The sequence below is a fragment of the Enterococcus sp. JNUCC 77 genome, assembly GCF_054819945.1.
Genome location: NZ_JBTHIG010000001.1, coordinates 1,801,574 through 1,820,179 on the forward strand (window position 1 = coordinate 1,801,574; position 18,606 = coordinate 1,820,179).

The 18,606-nt window shown below is 34.9% G+C and carries 17 protein-coding genes; 6 read left to right on the forward strand and 11 right to left on the reverse strand.

The genetic code is table 11. The features are described from left to right. Window positions 1–17: 17 nt before the first annotated feature. The 4 genes from ACVWNY_RS08840 to ACVWNY_RS08855 all read right to left on the reverse strand — a co-directional run bounded on the left by ACVWNY_RS08840 (window position 18) and on the right by ACVWNY_RS08855 (window position 5,310). Window positions 18–1,280 carry an MFS transporter gene (locus tag ACVWNY_RS08840; protein WP_454071249.1) on the reverse strand — a complete coding sequence of 421 codons (1,263 nt, stop codon included), beginning with the start codon at window positions 1,278–1,280 and terminating at the stop codon, window positions 18–20. A 153-nt stretch (window positions 1,281–1,433) separates the two neighbouring features. Further along, window positions 1,434–2,798, reverse strand: a complete 1,365-nt coding sequence (gene allB, locus ACVWNY_RS08845) for an allantoinase AllB (RefSeq protein ID WP_438719733.1) — start codon at window positions 2,796–2,798, stop codon at window positions 1,434–1,436. Continuing rightward, window positions 2,799–4,289, reverse strand: coding sequence for an allantoin permease (allW, locus tag ACVWNY_RS08850; RefSeq protein WP_454071250.1), 1,491 nt, complete (start codon window positions 4,287–4,289; stop codon window positions 2,799–2,801). Between the two features lie 310 nt (window positions 4,290–4,599). After that, window positions 4,600–5,310 carry a helix-turn-helix domain-containing protein gene (locus ACVWNY_RS08855; RefSeq protein WP_461211728.1) on the reverse strand — a complete coding sequence of 237 codons (711 nt, stop codon included), beginning with the start codon at window positions 5,308–5,310 and terminating at the stop codon, window positions 4,600–4,602. Between the two features lie 329 nt (window positions 5,311–5,639). Here ACVWNY_RS08855 and ACVWNY_RS08860 point away from each other — a divergent pair, with 329 nt between their 5' ends. Further along, window positions 5,640–6,734, forward strand: a complete 1,095-nt coding sequence (locus ACVWNY_RS08860) for a tyrosine-type recombinase/integrase (RefSeq protein WP_454071251.1) — start codon at window positions 5,640–5,642, stop codon at window positions 6,732–6,734. Between the two features lie 272 nt (window positions 6,735–7,006). On the opposite strand, the gene lacD is transcribed toward ACVWNY_RS08860, so the two are convergent. Genes lacD through ACVWNY_RS08885 form a run of 5 tightly spaced genes read right to left on the reverse strand, consistent with a single transcriptional unit; the run spans window position 7,007 to window position 10,716 of the window. Continuing rightward, window positions 7,007–7,981 (reverse strand): tagatose-bisphosphate aldolase, encoded by a 975-nt coding sequence (gene lacD, locus ACVWNY_RS08865; protein ID WP_454071252.1) that lies wholly within the window; start codon window positions 7,979–7,981, stop codon window positions 7,007–7,009. Window positions 7,982–8,003: 22 nt separating this feature from the next. Continuing rightward, on the reverse strand, window positions 8,004–8,930 hold the full coding sequence (gene lacC, locus ACVWNY_RS08870; RefSeq protein WP_454071253.1) for a tagatose-6-phosphate kinase: 927 nt from the start codon (window positions 8,928–8,930) through the stop codon (window positions 8,004–8,006). Window positions 8,931–8,942: 12 nt separating this feature from the next. Then, on the reverse strand, window positions 8,943–9,458 hold the full coding sequence (gene lacB, locus ACVWNY_RS08875) for a galactose-6-phosphate isomerase subunit LacB (RefSeq protein ID WP_218324842.1): 516 nt from the start codon (window positions 9,456–9,458) through the stop codon (window positions 8,943–8,945). Between the two features lie 23 nt (window positions 9,459–9,481). Next, complete coding sequence (lacA, locus tag ACVWNY_RS08880; RefSeq protein WP_454071254.1) at window positions 9,482–9,910, reverse strand: galactose-6-phosphate isomerase subunit LacA; 429 nt, start codon at window positions 9,908–9,910, stop codon at window positions 9,482–9,484. 14 nt (window positions 9,911–9,924) lie between these two features. Further along, entirely contained in the window at window positions 9,925–10,716 is a 792-nt protein-coding gene (locus tag ACVWNY_RS08885) for a DeoR/GlpR family DNA-binding transcription regulator (protein WP_454071255.1), read from the reverse strand. Window positions 10,717–10,902: 186 nt separating this feature from the next. On the opposite strand from ACVWNY_RS08885, the gene ACVWNY_RS08890 reads away from it, so the two are divergent. From ACVWNY_RS08890 to ACVWNY_RS08900, 3 genes are read left to right on the forward strand one after another with little or no spacing between them, the layout of a single operon-like run. Beyond that, a complete protein-coding gene (locus ACVWNY_RS08890) occupies window positions 10,903–11,394 on the forward strand; it encodes a PTS sugar transporter subunit IIA (protein WP_454071256.1) in 492 nt (163 codons plus the stop codon). Then, window positions 11,387–11,686 (forward strand): PTS sugar transporter subunit IIB, encoded by a 300-nt coding sequence (locus ACVWNY_RS08895; protein WP_218324838.1) that lies wholly within the window; start codon window positions 11,387–11,389, stop codon window positions 11,684–11,686. Before ACVWNY_RS08890 ends, ACVWNY_RS08895 begins: the two co-directional genes overlap by 8 nt. A gap of 19 nt (window positions 11,687–11,705) precedes the next feature. Continuing rightward, a complete protein-coding gene (locus ACVWNY_RS08900) occupies window positions 11,706–13,109 on the forward strand; it encodes a PTS galactitol transporter subunit IIC (RefSeq protein WP_218324837.1) in 1,404 nt (467 codons plus the stop codon). A gap of 44 nt (window positions 13,110–13,153) precedes the next feature. Here ACVWNY_RS08900 and ACVWNY_RS08905 read toward each other — a convergent pair whose 3' ends face one another. Together ACVWNY_RS08905 and ACVWNY_RS08910 are read right to left on the reverse strand one after the other, a co-directional pair. Next, entirely contained in the window at window positions 13,154–13,900 is a 747-nt protein-coding gene (locus tag ACVWNY_RS08905) for a DeoR/GlpR family DNA-binding transcription regulator (RefSeq protein ID WP_454071257.1), read from the reverse strand. 52 nt (window positions 13,901–13,952) lie between these two features. After that, window positions 13,953–16,355: a hydroxymethylglutaryl-CoA reductase, degradative gene (locus ACVWNY_RS08910; protein ID WP_454071258.1), complete on the reverse strand. Its 2,403-nt coding sequence runs from the start codon at window positions 16,353–16,355 to the stop codon at window positions 13,953–13,955. Between the two features lie 157 nt (window positions 16,356–16,512). Here ACVWNY_RS08910 and ACVWNY_RS08915 point away from each other — a divergent pair, with 157 nt between their 5' ends. Both ACVWNY_RS08915 and nrdI read left to right on the forward strand, forming a co-directional pair. Then, window positions 16,513–17,664, forward strand: coding sequence for a hydroxymethylglutaryl-CoA synthase (locus ACVWNY_RS08915; RefSeq protein WP_218324834.1), 1,152 nt, complete (start codon window positions 16,513–16,515; stop codon window positions 17,662–17,664). 455 nt (window positions 17,665–18,119) lie between these two features. After that, window positions 18,120–18,572: a class Ib ribonucleoside-diphosphate reductase assembly flavoprotein NrdI gene (gene nrdI, locus ACVWNY_RS08920; RefSeq protein ID WP_454071259.1), complete on the forward strand. Its 453-nt coding sequence runs from the start codon at window positions 18,120–18,122 to the stop codon at window positions 18,570–18,572. The last annotated feature ends 34 nt before the right edge of the window (window positions 18,573–18,606 follow it).

Consider the following 18,606-nt stretch of genomic DNA (forward strand, 5'->3'; position numbering starts at 1 on the left):
TTCCAACGGCTTTTTTTCTATGAGAGAGTTGATTCACTTTTTAACTTTGACGCATATTCTTTCGCAGAAGTTAACTTGTTAATCACAAAGAATACAGTAGTACCGATTAAAATAATTCCAATCGCTAAATAAAACGCATAAACTTTGGAACCCATAGCATCAGAAATTAAACCTGTCAGCGAAGGAACAATCACTGAAGCAGACATTCCGAAGAAGTTAAATACACCATAGGTAGTTGCAATACTTTTCTTAGGTGCAAACTGACCTAACCAAGAAATAATGATTGGTTCAACCGCTAGTTTACCAAAGAAGCCATAACCAACTACCCCAAAGACTAGAAACATTTGATTCGTAGTTTGAACAGTAAACAACAACATACCTGCTGCAACAATTTCTAAGGCAATGATAATCCCGACTTTTCGATGAGGAATTTTATCGGCGATCCGACTAAAAAACAATGCTCCCGGAATTGCCGCAAAAAATACTAAAGATGAAGCCAAACCTACTGCCGTCCCTTGAAACCCTCTTTCTGTTTCCAAAAAATTAGGTAACCAAGTATCAATTAAATAATACGTATATAACGTTGAGAAATACAACACATAAGCGGCAATCATTTGTGGTTTAAATAAAGCTTTTAAACCGCCGCCTTTTTCTTTTGGTTGAACTTTTTCAGCTGTCACGACTTTGGGTTGTTCTTTTTTTATATATTTTGCAAACACGAAAACCATTAAAATGACTAAAACAGTTGTGACAAATAGTAATGTTTGCCAAGGTAAAATTCCTTCACCTACTAGATAGCTAGAAGAAACCAAACCTAAGCCACTACCAATCGCAGTCCCGCTATTTACAATTGCTGTTGCTAAGCTTCTTTTCCCCGCAGGTACATATTCGGTCGTCAGTGAGTAAGCCACTCCGTAGAAAGTTCCACAACCGAGACCTGCTAAGACACTACCAGCAAATAGGAAACTCAAAGTTGGTGCAGTCGCAACCAGCAAAGTTCCTACCCCAAACATTAAGAAACCGGGAATTAAGATAGTTTTCTTTCCGAAACGATCCACCAATAAACCCGAGGGAATTTGCATAATTACATAACCTAAAAAATAAAAACTAGAAATATTTCCTAATTGTGCATCAGTCGCACCACCAAAAAAATCACTGATAATTGGATAGATCGGGGTCAATACTGTTCGGTAAATCCAGATGACAATCCATCCCGCAGTTAGAATAAAAATTATTTTTTTCCAATAGGGAAACTGGGTAGTATTTTCGTTTGTTTCCATCACTCTACTCCTTTTCATATCAAGTCAATTTTGCAAGACAAAATTCATCTGATTCTTCGTATTCTATTGATACGTTATGTAAATTGAAGATTTTTTTCTTTTAAAAAGGCTAGAACAAAAATAAGTTCCCTTATTTTGGCTCTAGCCACGTGCTTATTTTTTGATAAATGTTCCAGGGAATTCGCTTGTTACACCCTCTGCTTGACTGTAAATTGTTTGTCCGCGTAAAATTGTTTGAGCTACTTGAGCACCAATTTCACGGCCAATATAAGGACTGATTTGATTTTTGTATTCTAAATCTTCAGCTTTTAAAGTGTATGGCGCATTTGGTTTGATTAAGACAAAGTCAGCGTCTTTTCCAATTGTAATTCGACCTTTTTGGTCTAAGTTGTAGCGGTCTGCTGGATTTGCCGCAATTAAATCAGCAAAATGTTTCAATGACATGCCACGTTTTTGGACACCTTCATCAAACAAAACATCTACATTATTTTGTACACCTGAGATACCGCCCCAAGCTTCAAAAGCATTTTCTTTATCTTTCAAATCTGGTGTACATGGTGAATGGTCACTGGTTACGAAACTAATGCCTTCGCCTAAAGTATGCTCCCATAAACCTGCTTTTTGTGCTTTGTCACGAATTGGTGGTGAACATTTCACGACTGGCCCAATCGCATCTAATTCATCAGTTGTAAAGTATAAATAATGGGTACAAGTCTCACAAGTTACATCGACACCTTCTTGTTGGGCTTTAATAACTGCTTCGACACCTTCTTGACAAGCAACGTGACAAATATGAATCCGACAGCCAGTTTCTTTAGCCATTAGAATTGCTTTTTCGATCGCTTCAACTTCGGTGAAAACCGGACGTGTATTTACGTAAGCTTCTAAAGTTGTTTCGCCATTTGCATAGGCAATTTCACCTAAGCGGTCAGTAATTTCTGCATTTTCCGCATGAATTGCTAAAACTTTTCCAGTCTTCGCGATTTGCTTCATGCCTTCATATAAAGAGTAATCATCGACGTTTTCGAAATCGCCATCAATAGTACGGTCGCCACAAGTTCCTAAGAAACATTTGTAAGCTGCTACGCCGCCATCATTTAATTCTTGAATACCACCTTCTAAATTAAATGGTACCAAGCCGCCAAAAGAAGCTACGTCAACTTTTAATTTATCTTCACCAGCTGCATATTTAATATCTAATGATTTTTTATCCACTGTAGCAGGAACTTGGTTCAAAGGCATTTCCATGAATGAAGTTACGCCACCTTTGGCACATGAAGCCGTTCCAGTCACATAACCTTCCCAATTATCACGATAGCCACCACCAGGATCTGTAATATGCACATGAGCATCGACCATTCCCGGACTAACAATTAAACCTGCTGCATCAATTACTTTTTCACCAGTTAAATCATTGCCAATCGCAGTAATCTTACCATTATCAACGGCAACATCTGTGTTCACTTCTCCATCTTCCAAAATAACCAAACCATTTTTAATAACTAATTCGTGACTCATTTACGCTTCCTCCTCATAAGTTGGTGTTACTTCGTTTTTGATTGATGCTTTTTTTAACACAAGATAAATCAGAAATGCTGTAATAAACCCAACGAACCAAGAAACATCAGAAATCATTCTTAGCGCCGGAATAAATTGACCACTTAAAGATATAATTAAGGCAATAATTGTTGCAATATAAGCCTGACGATTCAAACCATGATAAATATTGTTTTTATTATCACGGGTATTATCCATATACAACTCATTTAAATCAATATTTTGTTTACGAATAAAGTAATAATTGGCAATCATGACCCCAGCAACTGGTCCTAAAACTGCCCCAATCGAATTCAAGAACATAAAAATACTATCTGAGTTTGCCATTAAACGCCAAGGCATAATCAAGAAACTAATAATACTAGCAATTAAAACGCCTCGTCGATAGTTAATTTTCTTCGGAAATAACGCAGTCAATTGATATCCCGCTGGAATAATATTGCCAGTAGCGTTTGTCGAAATCGTTGTTAATAAGAAAACAGCCATTGAAAAAATGACAACTGGTAGACTATCTAATCGATCAATAATATTCAAAACATTCCATTCTTGAATACCAAAGTGAATCGAGCCACCAATTAAGATAACCACACTTGAAAATGCGAAGATAGCATATCCAATAACCAAGCTCAAAGTTTGTCCGACCATTTGGTCTTTAGTGGATTTAGCATTTTGGGTAAAGTCAGAAACACTAGATCCTGGCGCTGCCCAAACGGCGATGACGGAATTAATAATTAAAAAGTAAGCGAAAATCGGATTCAAATTACGCGTTGCGCCAGAAATACTGTAAGAAAGAATGGGGCCCATCCCACCTGCAGCATTGATTGCCCAAATCGTTAAACCAATAATCACTATATAAATCATCGGGCTTAGAATACCAGTAAATTTATTTAAGATACCGCCACCACCAAATCCAATCAACACATTTAATACCCAAAATAAAGTGAATGCAATTAATTGGGGAATCCCAATACCTAAAAATTGAGTTGAACCACCAATTTCTAAAAATCCTGGCCAAAACTTGCCAATTAAAATGACTAACGCCAATGCACCTGTATAAGTTTGTAAACCAAACCACGCTATTGCCGCCACACACCCTCTCAGAAAACCAGGTAGTTTTGCGCCCAGATCACCGTAAGTCGAACGCAAATGCATTGCGAAGGGAATCCCATATTTTGATCCGGCAATTCCATTGAAAACCATAAAAGCTGCTACGAAAAGTGCGCTAATAGCAACCGCCAACATCACATTAATAGGTGATAGACCGAGAAAAATAAATCCGCCTACTGCAGTATAATTAGGAATGTTGTGAATTGATCCCATCCATAAAGTAAAATAATTACTGATGCCCATATTTCTCTTGTCAGGACCCTTGGGTAGTAAATCATCATTATACCCACGTGCTTTAAACTTTGCTACTTCTTCTTCAGAATACTGAATGTCATTATTACTCACGTTTTTAACTCTCCTTTTCGTAGTAAAAATATTCGTTCCTGTATAAAAAAATTGAATGCTTAAAATGCTCAGCCATGGCAACTAGTCATTACAAAATCCAATAATTATATCTGAATTACTTGTTAAGACAATTGTAAGCGGTTTTAACACAATTTACATTGTTGCAATTTGCTAAAGGGTACATTAAGTTTTGTTCAAAACAAACAAAAGATTTTCTTAAAAAGTGAATATATATACAAAATATTTTTTGGTAAGTTGACTTTTTTTCAGCAAAAAAATAAACATCCCATTGGATGTTTATTCTCAAGATTTATGCTAATTCATAAGATTCATAAATTTTTTGATAAAACTCGTCATTTAAACGATATCCTTTCCTCCAATCAGTGACTACACCATCAGGAATGTCAAAAACTTCTTCGATACTATGCTTAATTCGTTTGATTCGATAAGATACTTGACTTAAATTAGAATTATTAGGATCCTCCCTCCAGATTATTTTTACTAAATCTTCTCTTGAAACTGTTGCAGCTTTAGCTTCAATTAAAACATCTAAGATTCGCTCTTCCACTGGCGACAACTTAATTTTTAATAATTTCCAAGATGAAATTGATGGAGATTTGTTTTCTTTATTTTCTTTCTCTTGATTAATTTGTTTTGCACTATATATAAACAATAATTCCCGTAACTCATTAAAGGATTCATTTTTAGTAATCCATTCTTGAAACCCTTCATTTTTTAAAATTTCGGCTTTTTGTTCATCTACTGATGTATCCACAATTCTGAAAACAGCAGTCCTTTTGCTAGCAACCGATTTTACTAACTCACTGGCTTCTAAATCAGACACCGTTTCACTCAGCATGACTATTGGAAAATAATCCTCCCATTTTCCCAAAGAATTATTTTCTCGCCAATAATTTAGAATAAGTGTCGAACAAAAAACCTCATAGTTTAATTGCTGAATTTTTTCACAAAAATTTTTTTCGTTGGAAATGTTATTAGTTAATATCAAAATACAGAACACCGAATCACCCCTCATACCTTTTCTAGTATTTATTTTTTGTTTATAAAAAAATTATTTTTAAAATAGAAAAAAGTTGATTTTTTTGCTATAATTTTTTCTTGTTCTATATGAAACTAGGACAATGAATGACGTATGAAAAAATAAGTCAATTTTAATTATTTGTAACGACTTTTATTATAATATATGAAAAATTTATAATCAATTTAAACATAATAAAAATTTCAATTTTTTCAACAAAAAAGTTTTATTAAATAAGCGTTGGTAAATTAGGATTTTTTCCTATTGTTTTTTCAGCCGTCAAATGAGCCGTCAGAAATGGGGAGAACAAATTGAAACTTGGGGAAAATATTTACTTAAGAAAAGATGGGCGTTGGGAAGGTCGGTATCAAAAAGGACGAAACAAAAATAATAAAATTAAATATGGATATATTTATGGAAAAACTAAACAAGAAGTTCGCCAAAAACTATATCCTTTAAAAGAAAAGTATACTCAATTGCGTATGATTTATGGGGAAGCCACTATGATATTTAAATACTGGGTAGAATTATGGTTAGCAAATATAAAAGGGAAAATTAAACCTGCAACTTTTGATAGTTATTCTTATAAGTTGAAGCGTTATGCTTTTCAAGTATTAGGAAATCTCGCATTAAATGAGCTAGACCATATTAAGATTCAAGAATTTATCAATCAAATGATGGATAAATTAAGCAGCGGTACGGTAAAGGTCATTTGTCAAATTATAAAAAGTTGTTTATCACAAGCAATTTTTGAGGGCTTAATTCAAACAAATCCGTTTGATAAAATAAAGATGCCTAAAAATCAGCGAAAAGTGAGGGCATTACAACAATCGGAGCAAAAAAAACTTGAAGCTGTTGCTAAATCTGAAAAGAAAAAAGGCTTACCAATCATGTTAGCTTTGTATGCGGGATTACGCATTGGAGAATTGTCTGCGCTTAAATGGTCAGATATAAATTTTATCGATAATTTAATGCACGTGGGAAATACACTACAGCGGGTTGCTTCTTATCAAGATGATTCAAAAACGCAAGTAATCAAGCATCAATCAAAGACACATTCTTCTATTAGGATCATTCCTTTTGGGGATAAAATTAAACAGTTATTGCTTCAACATCAACAAGAAGCCACAGGAGAATATGTGTTTTCAACAGGTGAGAAACCTAGTGAACCAAGATTATTAACCTATCATTTCCATAAAATTCGGGAAAAAGCAGATTTAAAAAATATCCATTTCCATCAACTAAGACACACTTTTGCTACTAGATGTTTAGAAAAACGAGCAGATATTTCATCTGTCAGTGCACTATTGGGGCATTCGTCAACTCAAATGACACTAGATATTTATGCCGATAATTTACTTGAACAACGCTGTAAAGTTATGGAAGTTTTAGATAGCTGTATTTAGTTTTTAAAAATTAATATTTTTAAACCAATAAATTTTCCAAGGAAATGTAAGCGGATTCTAAATATCTGAAAAAAATTGTTTATTAAAATTAACAATTTTTCTAAAAATATCTTTAGCCGTCAAAAGCCGTCAATCCTTATCGTAAAGACTGATATCAAGCTATTATTTAGCAGTTTTCATAGTTTCATATAAACTACGAAAAAATAATTGAACTTTTAAACATAAAAATGACCCTATGAAATCAATTTTTCATAGGGTTAATCTTTTTATTTTTAAAGTTTAATTGACGTTGCAGTTTCATTTAGGACTTGATTCAGTTCTTGAATGTTTTTACGTCCTTCAGTTCTTAACCATTCGGCAGCTGAATTTTCGCCTTTAGTAATGAAAGGTTCCACCCCATTCGCCCAAGTAGCTCTACCACAAAGAACACCATTAAAAGTTGATCCGGCTTCTTTTGCAAAATGTAAAGTCGTTTGGAACATCTCCGCCGAAACACCCGCACTTAAAAATATAAATGGTAAATCAGTTGATTCTGACTGTTCTTTAAAGAATTTTGCTGCCTCAGCTTTCGTATAAACAACTTCGTCTTCACTAAAGCCTTCCACAAATTTCATATTAACAGGAACTTCTACTTTCAACACATCTACACCATAACGTTTATTTGAAAATTCCTTCATCATATCATTTACTTTATGAGGTTTTTCTTTGGCATAAGCTGCTGTACTATTGTCAGAATCATTTGCATCATAAGAAACCAATTCTAAAAAGAATGGCAAATCTTCCGCTTGGCATTCAGAACCAATTCGTTCGATAAAGGCTTGTTTTTGTAGATTAATTTCTGCTGATTCATCAACATCATAGTATAGTAAAAATTTACAAGCATCTGCACCAGCTTCTTTTAAGCGTTTGACTGACCAAATCGATAGCAAATCTGGCAAGCGTCCTGGAGTAGAAGCATCATACCCAGTTTTTTCGTAAGCTAATAATAAACCAGCTGATTTATCCCGCGCTGCAGCAGCAGGCAAACCATATTCTGGATCTAATAAAATTGCTGAAGCAAATGGTGTTAATTCAGTTGAAACAATTTCTTTGAACTGTTCAATTTGTTCAGCGGTTGCTTCAGTCTCCTGATACTTATTGATCATTTTTTTTAAAGCCCCTCGTTGATCAATCGCTAAAGCACCAATGATTCCTTTTTCATTGGTTATTTGTTTTAAATAATTTCTTTTATTTTCTGTTAATTCCATCAGTTGAATTCTTCCCTTCGTTTTAAACTGGTGCCACATTTATTTGATTTTTAATCATTTCAAAGTTATCCATATTTACGTGACCTGTTAGATTTTCTTGTGCATTCAACATCCCTAAAGTATTGGCTATTTTTAAAACTTCTTGATCGTCTTTTTCTTGATCCAAGGCGTAAAGCAATCCAGCTACCGTAGCATCGCCAGAACCAACTGGATTAACGACTTCAATCTTTGGAATATTTATTCGATAAAATTTTTCATCGTGTTTTGCAAAAGCCCCTTGGCTACCTAATGAAACAACAATCCATTCGATACCTGAGAACTTTTCAGTTTGCAAAACTTCTTTTAAATCATCTATTTCAACTGTACGATTTAAAATTGCAGCAAGTTCTTCTAAATTTGGTTTAATGACAAATGGTTTAGCAGAACCAGCTAAAACGGCTTCCAAAGCTTTTCCGGAACAGTCCAAAACGACTTTTTTATTTTGTTGTTGGCATATTTCCAGCATTTGATGATAAAAATCAGTCGGCAAACCAGCTGGCAAACTACCGGAAAATGAAATCATACTACTTCGTTTAACCAATTCAGTAAAATTATTTAAAAAATTTTGGGCTTCTCCTTGAGAAATAGTCGGTCCGCTTTCTAAGATTTCTGTTTGTTTGCCTTCATGTAAAATGGCGATACAATTTCGAGTTTCTCCTTCAATTTGAGAGAAAGCGTGGTTGATTTTTTCAACTTCTAATTGACTCTGGATTTGTCTTCCTAAAAAACCACCGATCAATCCACTAGCAGTCACCTCTGTTGACAACTGTTTCAACACTCTCGTGACATTTAAACCTTTGCCACCAGCAGTTTTTCGTGTATCTGTTACCCGATTAACTGTATCCAACTGAAATTTCTCTAGCGGATAAGAAATATCAATTGAAGGATTCATTGTAATAGTTAAAAGCATTATTCGCTCCTTTTAGTCGTGATATTCTCCCCGATCCCATTTTTCAATAAATTCATCAAAGAAGTGAGGATCCATTTGTTCAGGATGATTTTTTTCAACATGATCAATCTTTGCAATTAATTTTTTGTTTTCTTCTGTTGGTTGATATTGCGCTTCAATGAAAGCCTCTGCAATATCACAAATCAAGAACTCGCCTGTAATTCGTGCACCAAAACCAACAACATTCGCATTTAATTGTTCTTTCGCGTAAACAGCAGTCGTCATGTCTCGTACTAATGCACTACGCACACCTGGAACCTTGTTGACCGCATTATTGATTCCGACGCCTGTACCGCAAAGACAGATACCCAGATCTGCTTCACCACTAACAACAGCTTCACCAACTTTTTTCCCAAAAATTGGATAATGTGTGCGCGTAAAATCATACGTTCCTACATCTAATACTTCATATCCTTTTGATTTCAAAAAATCTGAGACCGCCATTTTAGTATCTGTTACAATATGATCGCATCCAATTGCTATTTTCATGTTCTTTCTTCCCTTCTATTTGCTTAGGCCATTTTATTTAACATATCGACTCTGACTTGATGTCTGCCACCATCATAGTTGGCACTTAAAAATTCTTTGACAATATTTTTAGCTAATTCATCACCAACGATTTTTGCCCCTAAAGTAATCATCCGTGAATTATTATGTTCGCGCGTCATATAAGCTGAACGTTCATCAGAAACTTCAGCTGCTACCATGCCTTTTACTTTAGTAGCTGTCATAAAGCTGCCTGAGCCATAACCATCAAAAGCGATTCCTAAACTGCCTTCGTTAGCAACTACATCTTGAGCAACAGCCAAAGTTGATTCTACAAAATCAACAGCCGCTTCTTCACTTTTATCAACTACCTCAAAACCTTCTTCTATTAAATAAGTTTTGATTGTTTCTTTTAATGTCATTCCTTCAAGATCTGATCCAATTACTACCCGCATTGTAAATCCTCCTCTTAATTAAAAATTTTTGTGTATTGTTCATACTGCTCTTTTACACTCTCGGAAATTGTATAGTCTGTGAACAAACCATCGACTTTTTTTAAATTATAAAAATTATAAAAATCACGATGATTGAACTTGTGAGCATCAGCTACCAGATATTTTTCGCTGGCTTTATCCAATGCCAATTGTTGAATTTTGCCTTCTTCTACATTAAAGGTTGACACCCAACCATCTTGAATTCCATTAACACCGACAAAAGCTTTTGTAATCCCTATTTTTTGAATCACTTCATCAGCAACCGAACCAACAAATGCTCCGGTATGCTCCCGATAAGAACCACCCACTAAATAAAGATCGTACTTTCCTTTATCTTTCAATAAGTTAAAGACTGGCAAACTATTGGTTACGATTCGAACGTGTTCTAATGTAATATGTTCAGTCATTAATTCAATAGTAGTACCTGGTCCCAAAAAAATTGTTTCTCGTTCATCATTAATTAATTGTGCTGCATTTTTCGCAATATATTTTTTTTCATCGGTACTAATCATTTTCTTTTCAAAATGTGAAAGTTCTTTTGGTGTTTCTATGCTAGATTTTTCAACCGTTGAATCTTCTTGATTGAACGCAATACTTTGGGCCCCACCATGAATACGGATCAATTTTTTTTCATGATCCATTTCAGTTAAATCCCGTCTGATTGTCATATCAGAAACATGAATAGTCGCTTGGATTGTTTTTACAGTAACAATCCCGTCTCGTTCGCATAAATCCAAAATGATTTTCTGTCGTTCATTTTTCAACAAATTGTGCTCACCTCCTTGTTCACTTTCCTTGATACAAATTCATCATAAACCAAAAACAAACATTTTTCAACAAAAATAAGTTTATTTTTTTTCGATTTCTAGTTGACTTATCCTAAGAAAGCGCTTATCATTATGTCATAAACAACAAACAAACTATTTCGAACAAAAAAAGGAGGTACTTATGAAATGTCACTTTTTTCAGAGGATACCATTTATGTATCAGAAAAAAATTCTCAAACAGCAGTTTTTGAAGAAATCTATCAAAGTTTATTAGAAAAAAAATTGGTATCTGAAAATTTCCTAGACAATTTAATAGAAAGAGAAGTAAATTATCCAACAGGTTTAGATCTGGCGCCAATCAGTCAAGAGCTACCAAATATTGCCATTCCTCATACTGAGAGTGAATTTGTCAATACGACTCGAATCGTTCCTATCAAATTAAAGAAAGATATTCCATTTCATAATATGATTCAACCAGATGAAATAATGAATGTACGGTTTCTATTTATGATTTTGAATCAAAATGGCGAAGAACAGTCGGGGTTATTGGCGGATATTATGGATTTCATTAACTCGATTGAACAAACGGAATTAATTAATTTCTTTAATGAAGAAGATCCAAAAATGATTTATCAATTTTTAGAAAAAAATTTCAAAGGAGAGAATTTAAATGATTAAAATTTTAGCAGCGTGTGGAGCCGGAGTAAATTCAAGCCACCAAATCAAAGATGCATTAGAAAAAGAAATGAAAGCTAGAGGATATCAAGTTTCTTGTGATGCTGTCATGATCAAAGATGTAAATGAAGATATGTTATCACATTATGATATTTTCGCCCAAATTGCCAATACCAACTTAGGCTTCAAAATTGATATTCCCGTTGTAGATGCAGGCGCAATTCTTTATCGTATTCCTGCTATGGCTCAACCAGTTTATGATCAAATGGAAGAAGCCATCAAATCAATCAGTTAAATAGAAAAGGACGGATATCATGAGTACAATTATTGATTTAGCCAACAGCATATTTCAGCCTCTAATTAATTTAGGGGCTGCCCCATTGATGACAATTGTCTTAACCATTATCGCACTTTTCTTCAAAGTAAAACCTAGCCGTGCTTTAGAAGGCGGTTTAAAATTAGGGATTGCTTTAACCGGGATCGGAGCAATTATTGGAATTTTAACTAACGCTTTTTCAGGTGCGATGGCCGACTTTGTTGAACGAACAGGACTAAGCTTAAACATCACTGATGTTGGTTGGGCACCTTTAGCAACAATTACTTGGGGATCACCTTATACACTTTACTTCTTATTAATTATGGTGATTGTCAATGTCGCAATGCTGATCTTGAAAAAGACAGATACTTTAGATGTTGATATTTTCGATATCTGGCATCTTTCTATCGTTGGTTTATTTGCCATTTTCTGTGGCGCAAACTTATTTATTGCCACATTATTAGTTATTTTCATCGGTATTTTAAAAATTATCAATTCTGATTTAATGAAACCAACCTTTAATGATTTATTAGATGCACCAGATTCAAATCCAATGACAACAACTCATATGAACTATATGATGAATCCAATCATTATGGTCTTTGATAAAATTTTTGACAAGATCTTCCCGTGGTTGGACAAATATGATTTCGATGCAGCCAAATTGAATAGTAAAATTGGTTTTTGGGGATCAAAATTTGCCATTGGTATTTATTTAGGAATTTTTGTTGGTTTATTGGCTGGACAAAACCCAACTGAGATCTTTGCTTTAGCCTTTACAGCTGCAACCTGTTTGGAACTGTTCTCTTTAATTGGTGCATGGTTTATTGCGGCGGTTGAACCTTTATCTCAAGGGATCACTGATTTCGCTTCAGCTAAATTAAAAGGTCGTACGATTAACATTGGTTTAGATTGGCCTTTCCTAGCAGGTCGTGCCGAAATTTGGGCAGCTGCAAACGTGCTAGCACCAATCATGTTATTAGAAGCTATGGTACTTCCAGGAAATAAATTGTTACCGTTAGGCGGAATTATTGCCATGGGTGTTACACCAGCTTTATTAGTTGTCACTCGCGGTAAATTAATTCGAATGATTGTTATTGGCGCGATTGAATTACCATTATTCTTATGGTCAGGTACACTAATTGCGCCATTTGTTACTGAAACAGCGAAAAAAGTTGGAGCCTTTCCTGCTGGTTTGAGCTCGAATGCACTTATTTCTCATACAACAATGGAAGGTCCGATTGAAAAATTCTTAGGTTATTTGGTCGGTAATGCATCGCAAGGACAAATTCAATTTGTTTTATATGCAGCTATCGCATTAATTGCCTATTTGCTCATCTTCATCTGGTACGCTCGTCAAATGAAAAAAAGAAATGCCGCTTACTTAGCAGCCAAAAATTAATCAAAAAAAATCCCGAAATGCACACGATGCACTTCGGGATTTTTCTATACTAAAATGATTGATGAACTGTCTAATTGCTTATATTTGTGTGTTTCATCTTGATTAGTTATCAGTTCTGTTACTTCATCTAAACGATAATAAACACAAAAATCAGTCTTACCAATCTTCGAACTATCAGCTAATAAAAAACGTCCTTGACTATTATTTAGCGCCAATGTTTGGGTCTGACCTTCTTCTAATGTACTAGTCATAATTTCCTGACCAACTAAAGCATTGCAGCTGAAAAAGGCTTTATTAAATTTTAAATCAGTAATAATTTTATTGGTTAAATCGCCAAAAAAAGACTGAGTATTGTTTCGCATTTCTCCGCCAACTAAATAGATTTTCTGATGCTCTTTTTTTTGATTTAATATTTCAAATACCGGTAAACAATTGGTTACGATTCTAACATCAGCTACATCGATTAATTGTGCCAATAATTCAATCGTTGTTCCAGGTCCTAAAAATATTGTATCCCCTGTTTGAATGTACTCAATCGCTTTTTTAACGATTGCTCGTTTTTCGTCAATGTGAATAATCCGTTTTTCTTTATGGGACAGTTCTTCATTGAAAGTATTCACTTTCGCACCACCATGGACTCTTTTAAGCAATCCTTGCTTTTCCAAACTGGCTAAATCTCTGCGGACTGTCATATCAGAAACATCTAGTTTATCCATGATATCATTGACTTTCACCGTTCCAGTTTTTCTCAACAATTGCATAATTTCTTTATATCGTTCATCTTTTATCACTGATTTCACCTCCTAAAAATATTACTGACCAAATCTTCTAACTTTAAAAAGCTTATTCACGCAATTTCGCAAGGATAGCTTTTGCTTGTTCTAAATTTTTTACTTTTGTTTGCTTTAATAACTGAACTACTCGATCAATTTCATGATCTTTTGCTCCCGCATTGATGGCCAAAGTCCGACTGTGTAAAGCCATATGGCCTTTTTGAATCCCATTAGTTACTAGAGCTTTAACTGCAGCTAAATTTTGGGCTAAACCAACGGCCACAATATTTTCTGACAAGTTCTGAGCACTGTCCACAGCTAGCAATTTCAAGCTTAAAGCAGCTTTAGGCAATACTTTGGTCGCTCCTCCGACAATGCCAACATTCATTGGTACAATCAATCGACCTTTGAGGGTGTCATCTTCAATCCACCAATCAGTCAATCCTTGATAACTTCCATTTCGACTAGCATAAGCATGACAAGCTGCAGCTACAGCCCGAGTGTCATTTCCAGTCGCTAAAACAACAGCATCAATTCCGTTCATTATTCCTTTGTTATGGGTTGCAGCCCGATAAGGATCTAGCTTCGCAAAACGACCTGCTGCAGCAATTTTTTTCGCAGTTACTTCTGAAACTACCTCAAAAGGAATTTGACAGGTTGCTTCAACTAGCGCTTCTGTTCCATAGTTGCTTAAAATGCTAAACAAAAGTTCTTCTTGAGGAAAAGCCTGTTGAATCTCGTTAGCTACAGCCTCCAATACCGTATTAACCATGTTAGCACCCATTGCATCTTTTACATCTACCGTTAAATCAATTGAAAAAAATTTTTCTTTAAATCTACGTGATTTTAAATCAGTTAAGCCGCCACCTCGAGTGACAATTGAAGGATAAGCTTGATTAGCTATATCAAAAATCTTTAATCGATTTTCAGTAAGCCATTTTTCAACAATTGTAAAATCACTTAATTGATTAAAGACAATTTGTCCAATCATTTTACGACTCAATACTTTTGTCTTGAAACCACCTGCTTGACTGACTAACTTAGCAGCATTACTAGCAGCAGCAATTACTGATGGTTCTTCAGTCGCCATCGGAATAAGTTTTTTTTCACCATTCACAACAAAATTTTGAGCGACGCCTAATGGTAGTTCAACTTCGCTAATTTGGTTCTCAATTAAATTATCGGCTATCTTTTCTGATAAGGTCATTTTTTTTAGTTCAGTAACATCGTTAGCTTGAATTTTGTTATCAGTTAATAACTGGTTAATTCGTTCATCAGTTGATAAACGATAAAACTTATCTTCTTTTACAAGAGAATTTTTTTTTAACATTATTGCTAAACCTAAACCACCACCGATACACAAGCTAGCAATTCCTCGTTCTTTATTTTCGTCTTTAAGTGCAGATAATAAAGTCGTCACGATCCGCGCACCACTAGCGCCAATCGGGTGACCTAAAGCAATTCCACCACCATAAATATTCACTTTATTTTTAGGAAGCGCCAACTCTCTTTCGACAGCCACTGAAGAAGCCGCAAAAGCTTCATTAATTTCAAATAAATCAACTTGCTTTGTTGTCATTTGACGTTGTTGTAATAATTTGTTTATCGCATCAATCGGTGCAACTCCCATAATACTTGGATCAATGCCCACTTCCGCATAATCTTCAATTTCTGCTAAAAAGGGCAATTGATTCGCAATCGCATAACTTTTTGCTGCCAATACTAAAGCAGATGCACCATCATTCAAAGTCGACGCATTCGCTGCAGTAACCGTCCCCTCTTCTTTAAAAGCCGGTTTTAAACTGCTCATTTTTTCTAGTGTAGCATTCTCTCTAATACCTTCGTCTTTTTCAATAACGGTTCCATCCGCTAAATGAACAGGTACAATTTCTTCAGAAAATTTACCAGAAATATTTGCTGTATGAGCTTTTTTCTGAGAGTCATAGGCAAATTTATCTTGCATCTGACGTGTAACACCAAACCGTTCAGAAACCTTTTCAGCAGTCAATCCCATATGTTCACCACTAAAAGCATCCGTTAAACCATCGTAAATCATACTTGAAATAGGTTCTTGATATGATTCAGTCTCAAAGTCGAATTTTGTTAGCTTTGGTGCTTGTGACATATTTTCTGTACCACCTGCAACAACTAACTGAGCTCTCCCCAATTGTATTTGCTGCATCGCTAAAATAATTGATTTCAGACCCGATCCGCAAACTTCATTAATCGTCATTGCTGGTACTTGGTTGCCTAATCCAGCTTTTATACTTGCTTGCCGAGCAACATTCTGCCCACTGCCAGCTTGTAAGACATTGCCTAAAATTACTTGATCCACTTGATTTTTAACATTGCTGCGTTTGAATGCTTCTGTAATTGTAATAGCTGCTAAATCAACAGCCGAAACAGTTGCTAAAGTTCCTTTATATTTTCCAATTGGTGTCCGTACAGCACTTAAAATCACTACTTCTTCCAAGGTTGCACCTCCAAATAAATTGTCTTTTTACCAGAAACAGTATAACACATAGAGCTTTAATTATTCTTAAGAATGATTGATGGTGAAAACTACCTTTTCTATGTTATATTGGCTAATGGATATAGATTACATAGTATTATTTTTCAAGGAGGAAATCATGAAAATTGGAATTGATAAAATAGCTTTTCATGTACCGAATTACTATTTAGATATGACTGACTTAGCTCTGGCTAGAGGTGTTGATCCGAATAAATTTCATATTGGCCTGGGGCAAGATCAAATGGCAATGCTTCCTTTTACTCAAGATATTATTACATTAGGTGCTTGTGCTGCTGAGAAAATTCTTACTGATGAAGATAAAAACAAAATTGATATGGTAATAGTTGGAACTGAATCAAGTAATGATTTCTCTAAATCGGCAGCAGTAATCATTCATCATTTACTCAATATTCAACCTTATGCACGATCATTTGAGATTAAACAGGCTTGCTACAGTGGTACGGTAGCCTTACAACAGGCAAGAGATTATATAGCTGCACATCCAGATCGTAAAGTGCTAGTCATTGCTGCAGATATTGCAAAATACGGCTTAAACTCTGGTGGTGAACCGACACAAGGTTGTGGTGCAGTAGCTATGTTAGTTAGTAGCCAACCTAAAATATTAGCATTAAACAATGATAGCGTCTTTTATTCTGAAGATGTTTATGACTTTTGGCGACCATCTGGACATGACTATCCATTAGTAGATGGACACTTATCTAATGAGATTTATATTGACTCCTTTTTAAAAGTTTGGGAAGAAAATAAAAAAGTCAATAAAAAGAATAGCCAAGATTACGCCGCCTTAACCTTTCATTTACCATATACAAAGATGGGACGTAAAGCTTTAAGGGGGCTTTATCCGACTATTTCTGAAGAAGAAGCCAAACGTTTGGAGCAAAAATATGATGAGGCGATTACCTACAGTCGACGAGTAGGGAATTTATATACCGGATCCTTATATTTGGGACTTATCTCTCTACTAGAAAATAGTTCATTAACAGCTGGTGATCAAGTAGGACTTTTTAGCTATGGCTCGGGATCAGTGAGTGAATTCTTTTCTGCAGAAGTAATGCCTGGTTTTGAAAATCACTTAGTCAAAAAAGAACATTCTGCCTTATTAGACAAACGTACACAACTATCTATACCAGAGTATGAAGAGATGTTCAGCAAAAAAATTCCAACTGATGGAAAACAATATCTTTTTGATGATAAGTCACACTTTGCAATTCGTGGAATTGATCACGATATTAGAATTTACAATAACTAAAAAGAGGAGTAATCGTAGTTAACGATTACTCCTCTTTACTAATTTTAGACACAAAAATAGTCTAACGAGTTAAACGGCTGATAACTTTCGATTCCTTCTTTACGAAATCATTTTCTACAAACTTAAACCATCTTTCTGCCGTCTCTTGTTTAAGTTTAGCCATTTGGTGAGAGGTCGTTGGTTCTTTATTGTCCACTTGTCTCTTTCCTCGTTAGACTTTGACTCTTGAGTAAGGAGTTCTCAAAATATCCCTACGTCCTTTCTGCCCCTCGGCATTTGTCAAAATCTTAGACGTTACACTGTACAATTGCCAACTTCGCAATTCTTAGGGATGCTACCCCTTACACTTATTTTATACCATATTTACGAAGTTTTTGCAAGCGCTATCATAAAAGTTGACAGATCTTTTTTTTAAACAATGTTATACTTATCAACATAAAGGAGGATAAGCAATTATGCGCATTATATATATATCAATATCTGGTAACACACGCTCATTTGTAAAAAGATTAATGGCTTATAGCCGCGAACAAAACAAAATTTCACAGGACAATCTCTTAATTGAAGAAATAAAAGAAATCTCAGATAACACTCCTTATGAAAGTGAAAATACAGAATTTTTCGCCTTTGTACCAACTTACCTTGAGGGAGGTAACGGTCTCGATAATGGTGATCAAGAAATTCTGACAGAAAACTTAAGAGACTACTTAGAATATAGTGATAATTGTCGCTATTGCTTAGGAATAGTCGGTAGCGGCAATAAAAACTTTAACTATCAATATTGTTTAACTGCTAAACAGTATAGTGAAGCATTTAATTTTCCATTTATAGCTGATTTCGAATTACGCGGTACAAATGATGATTTAGCCAGAATCTACACTATACTAAATAACAAAAGCAAAAATTAGATTTTCCCTCATAATATTATTGACATTTTCTCAT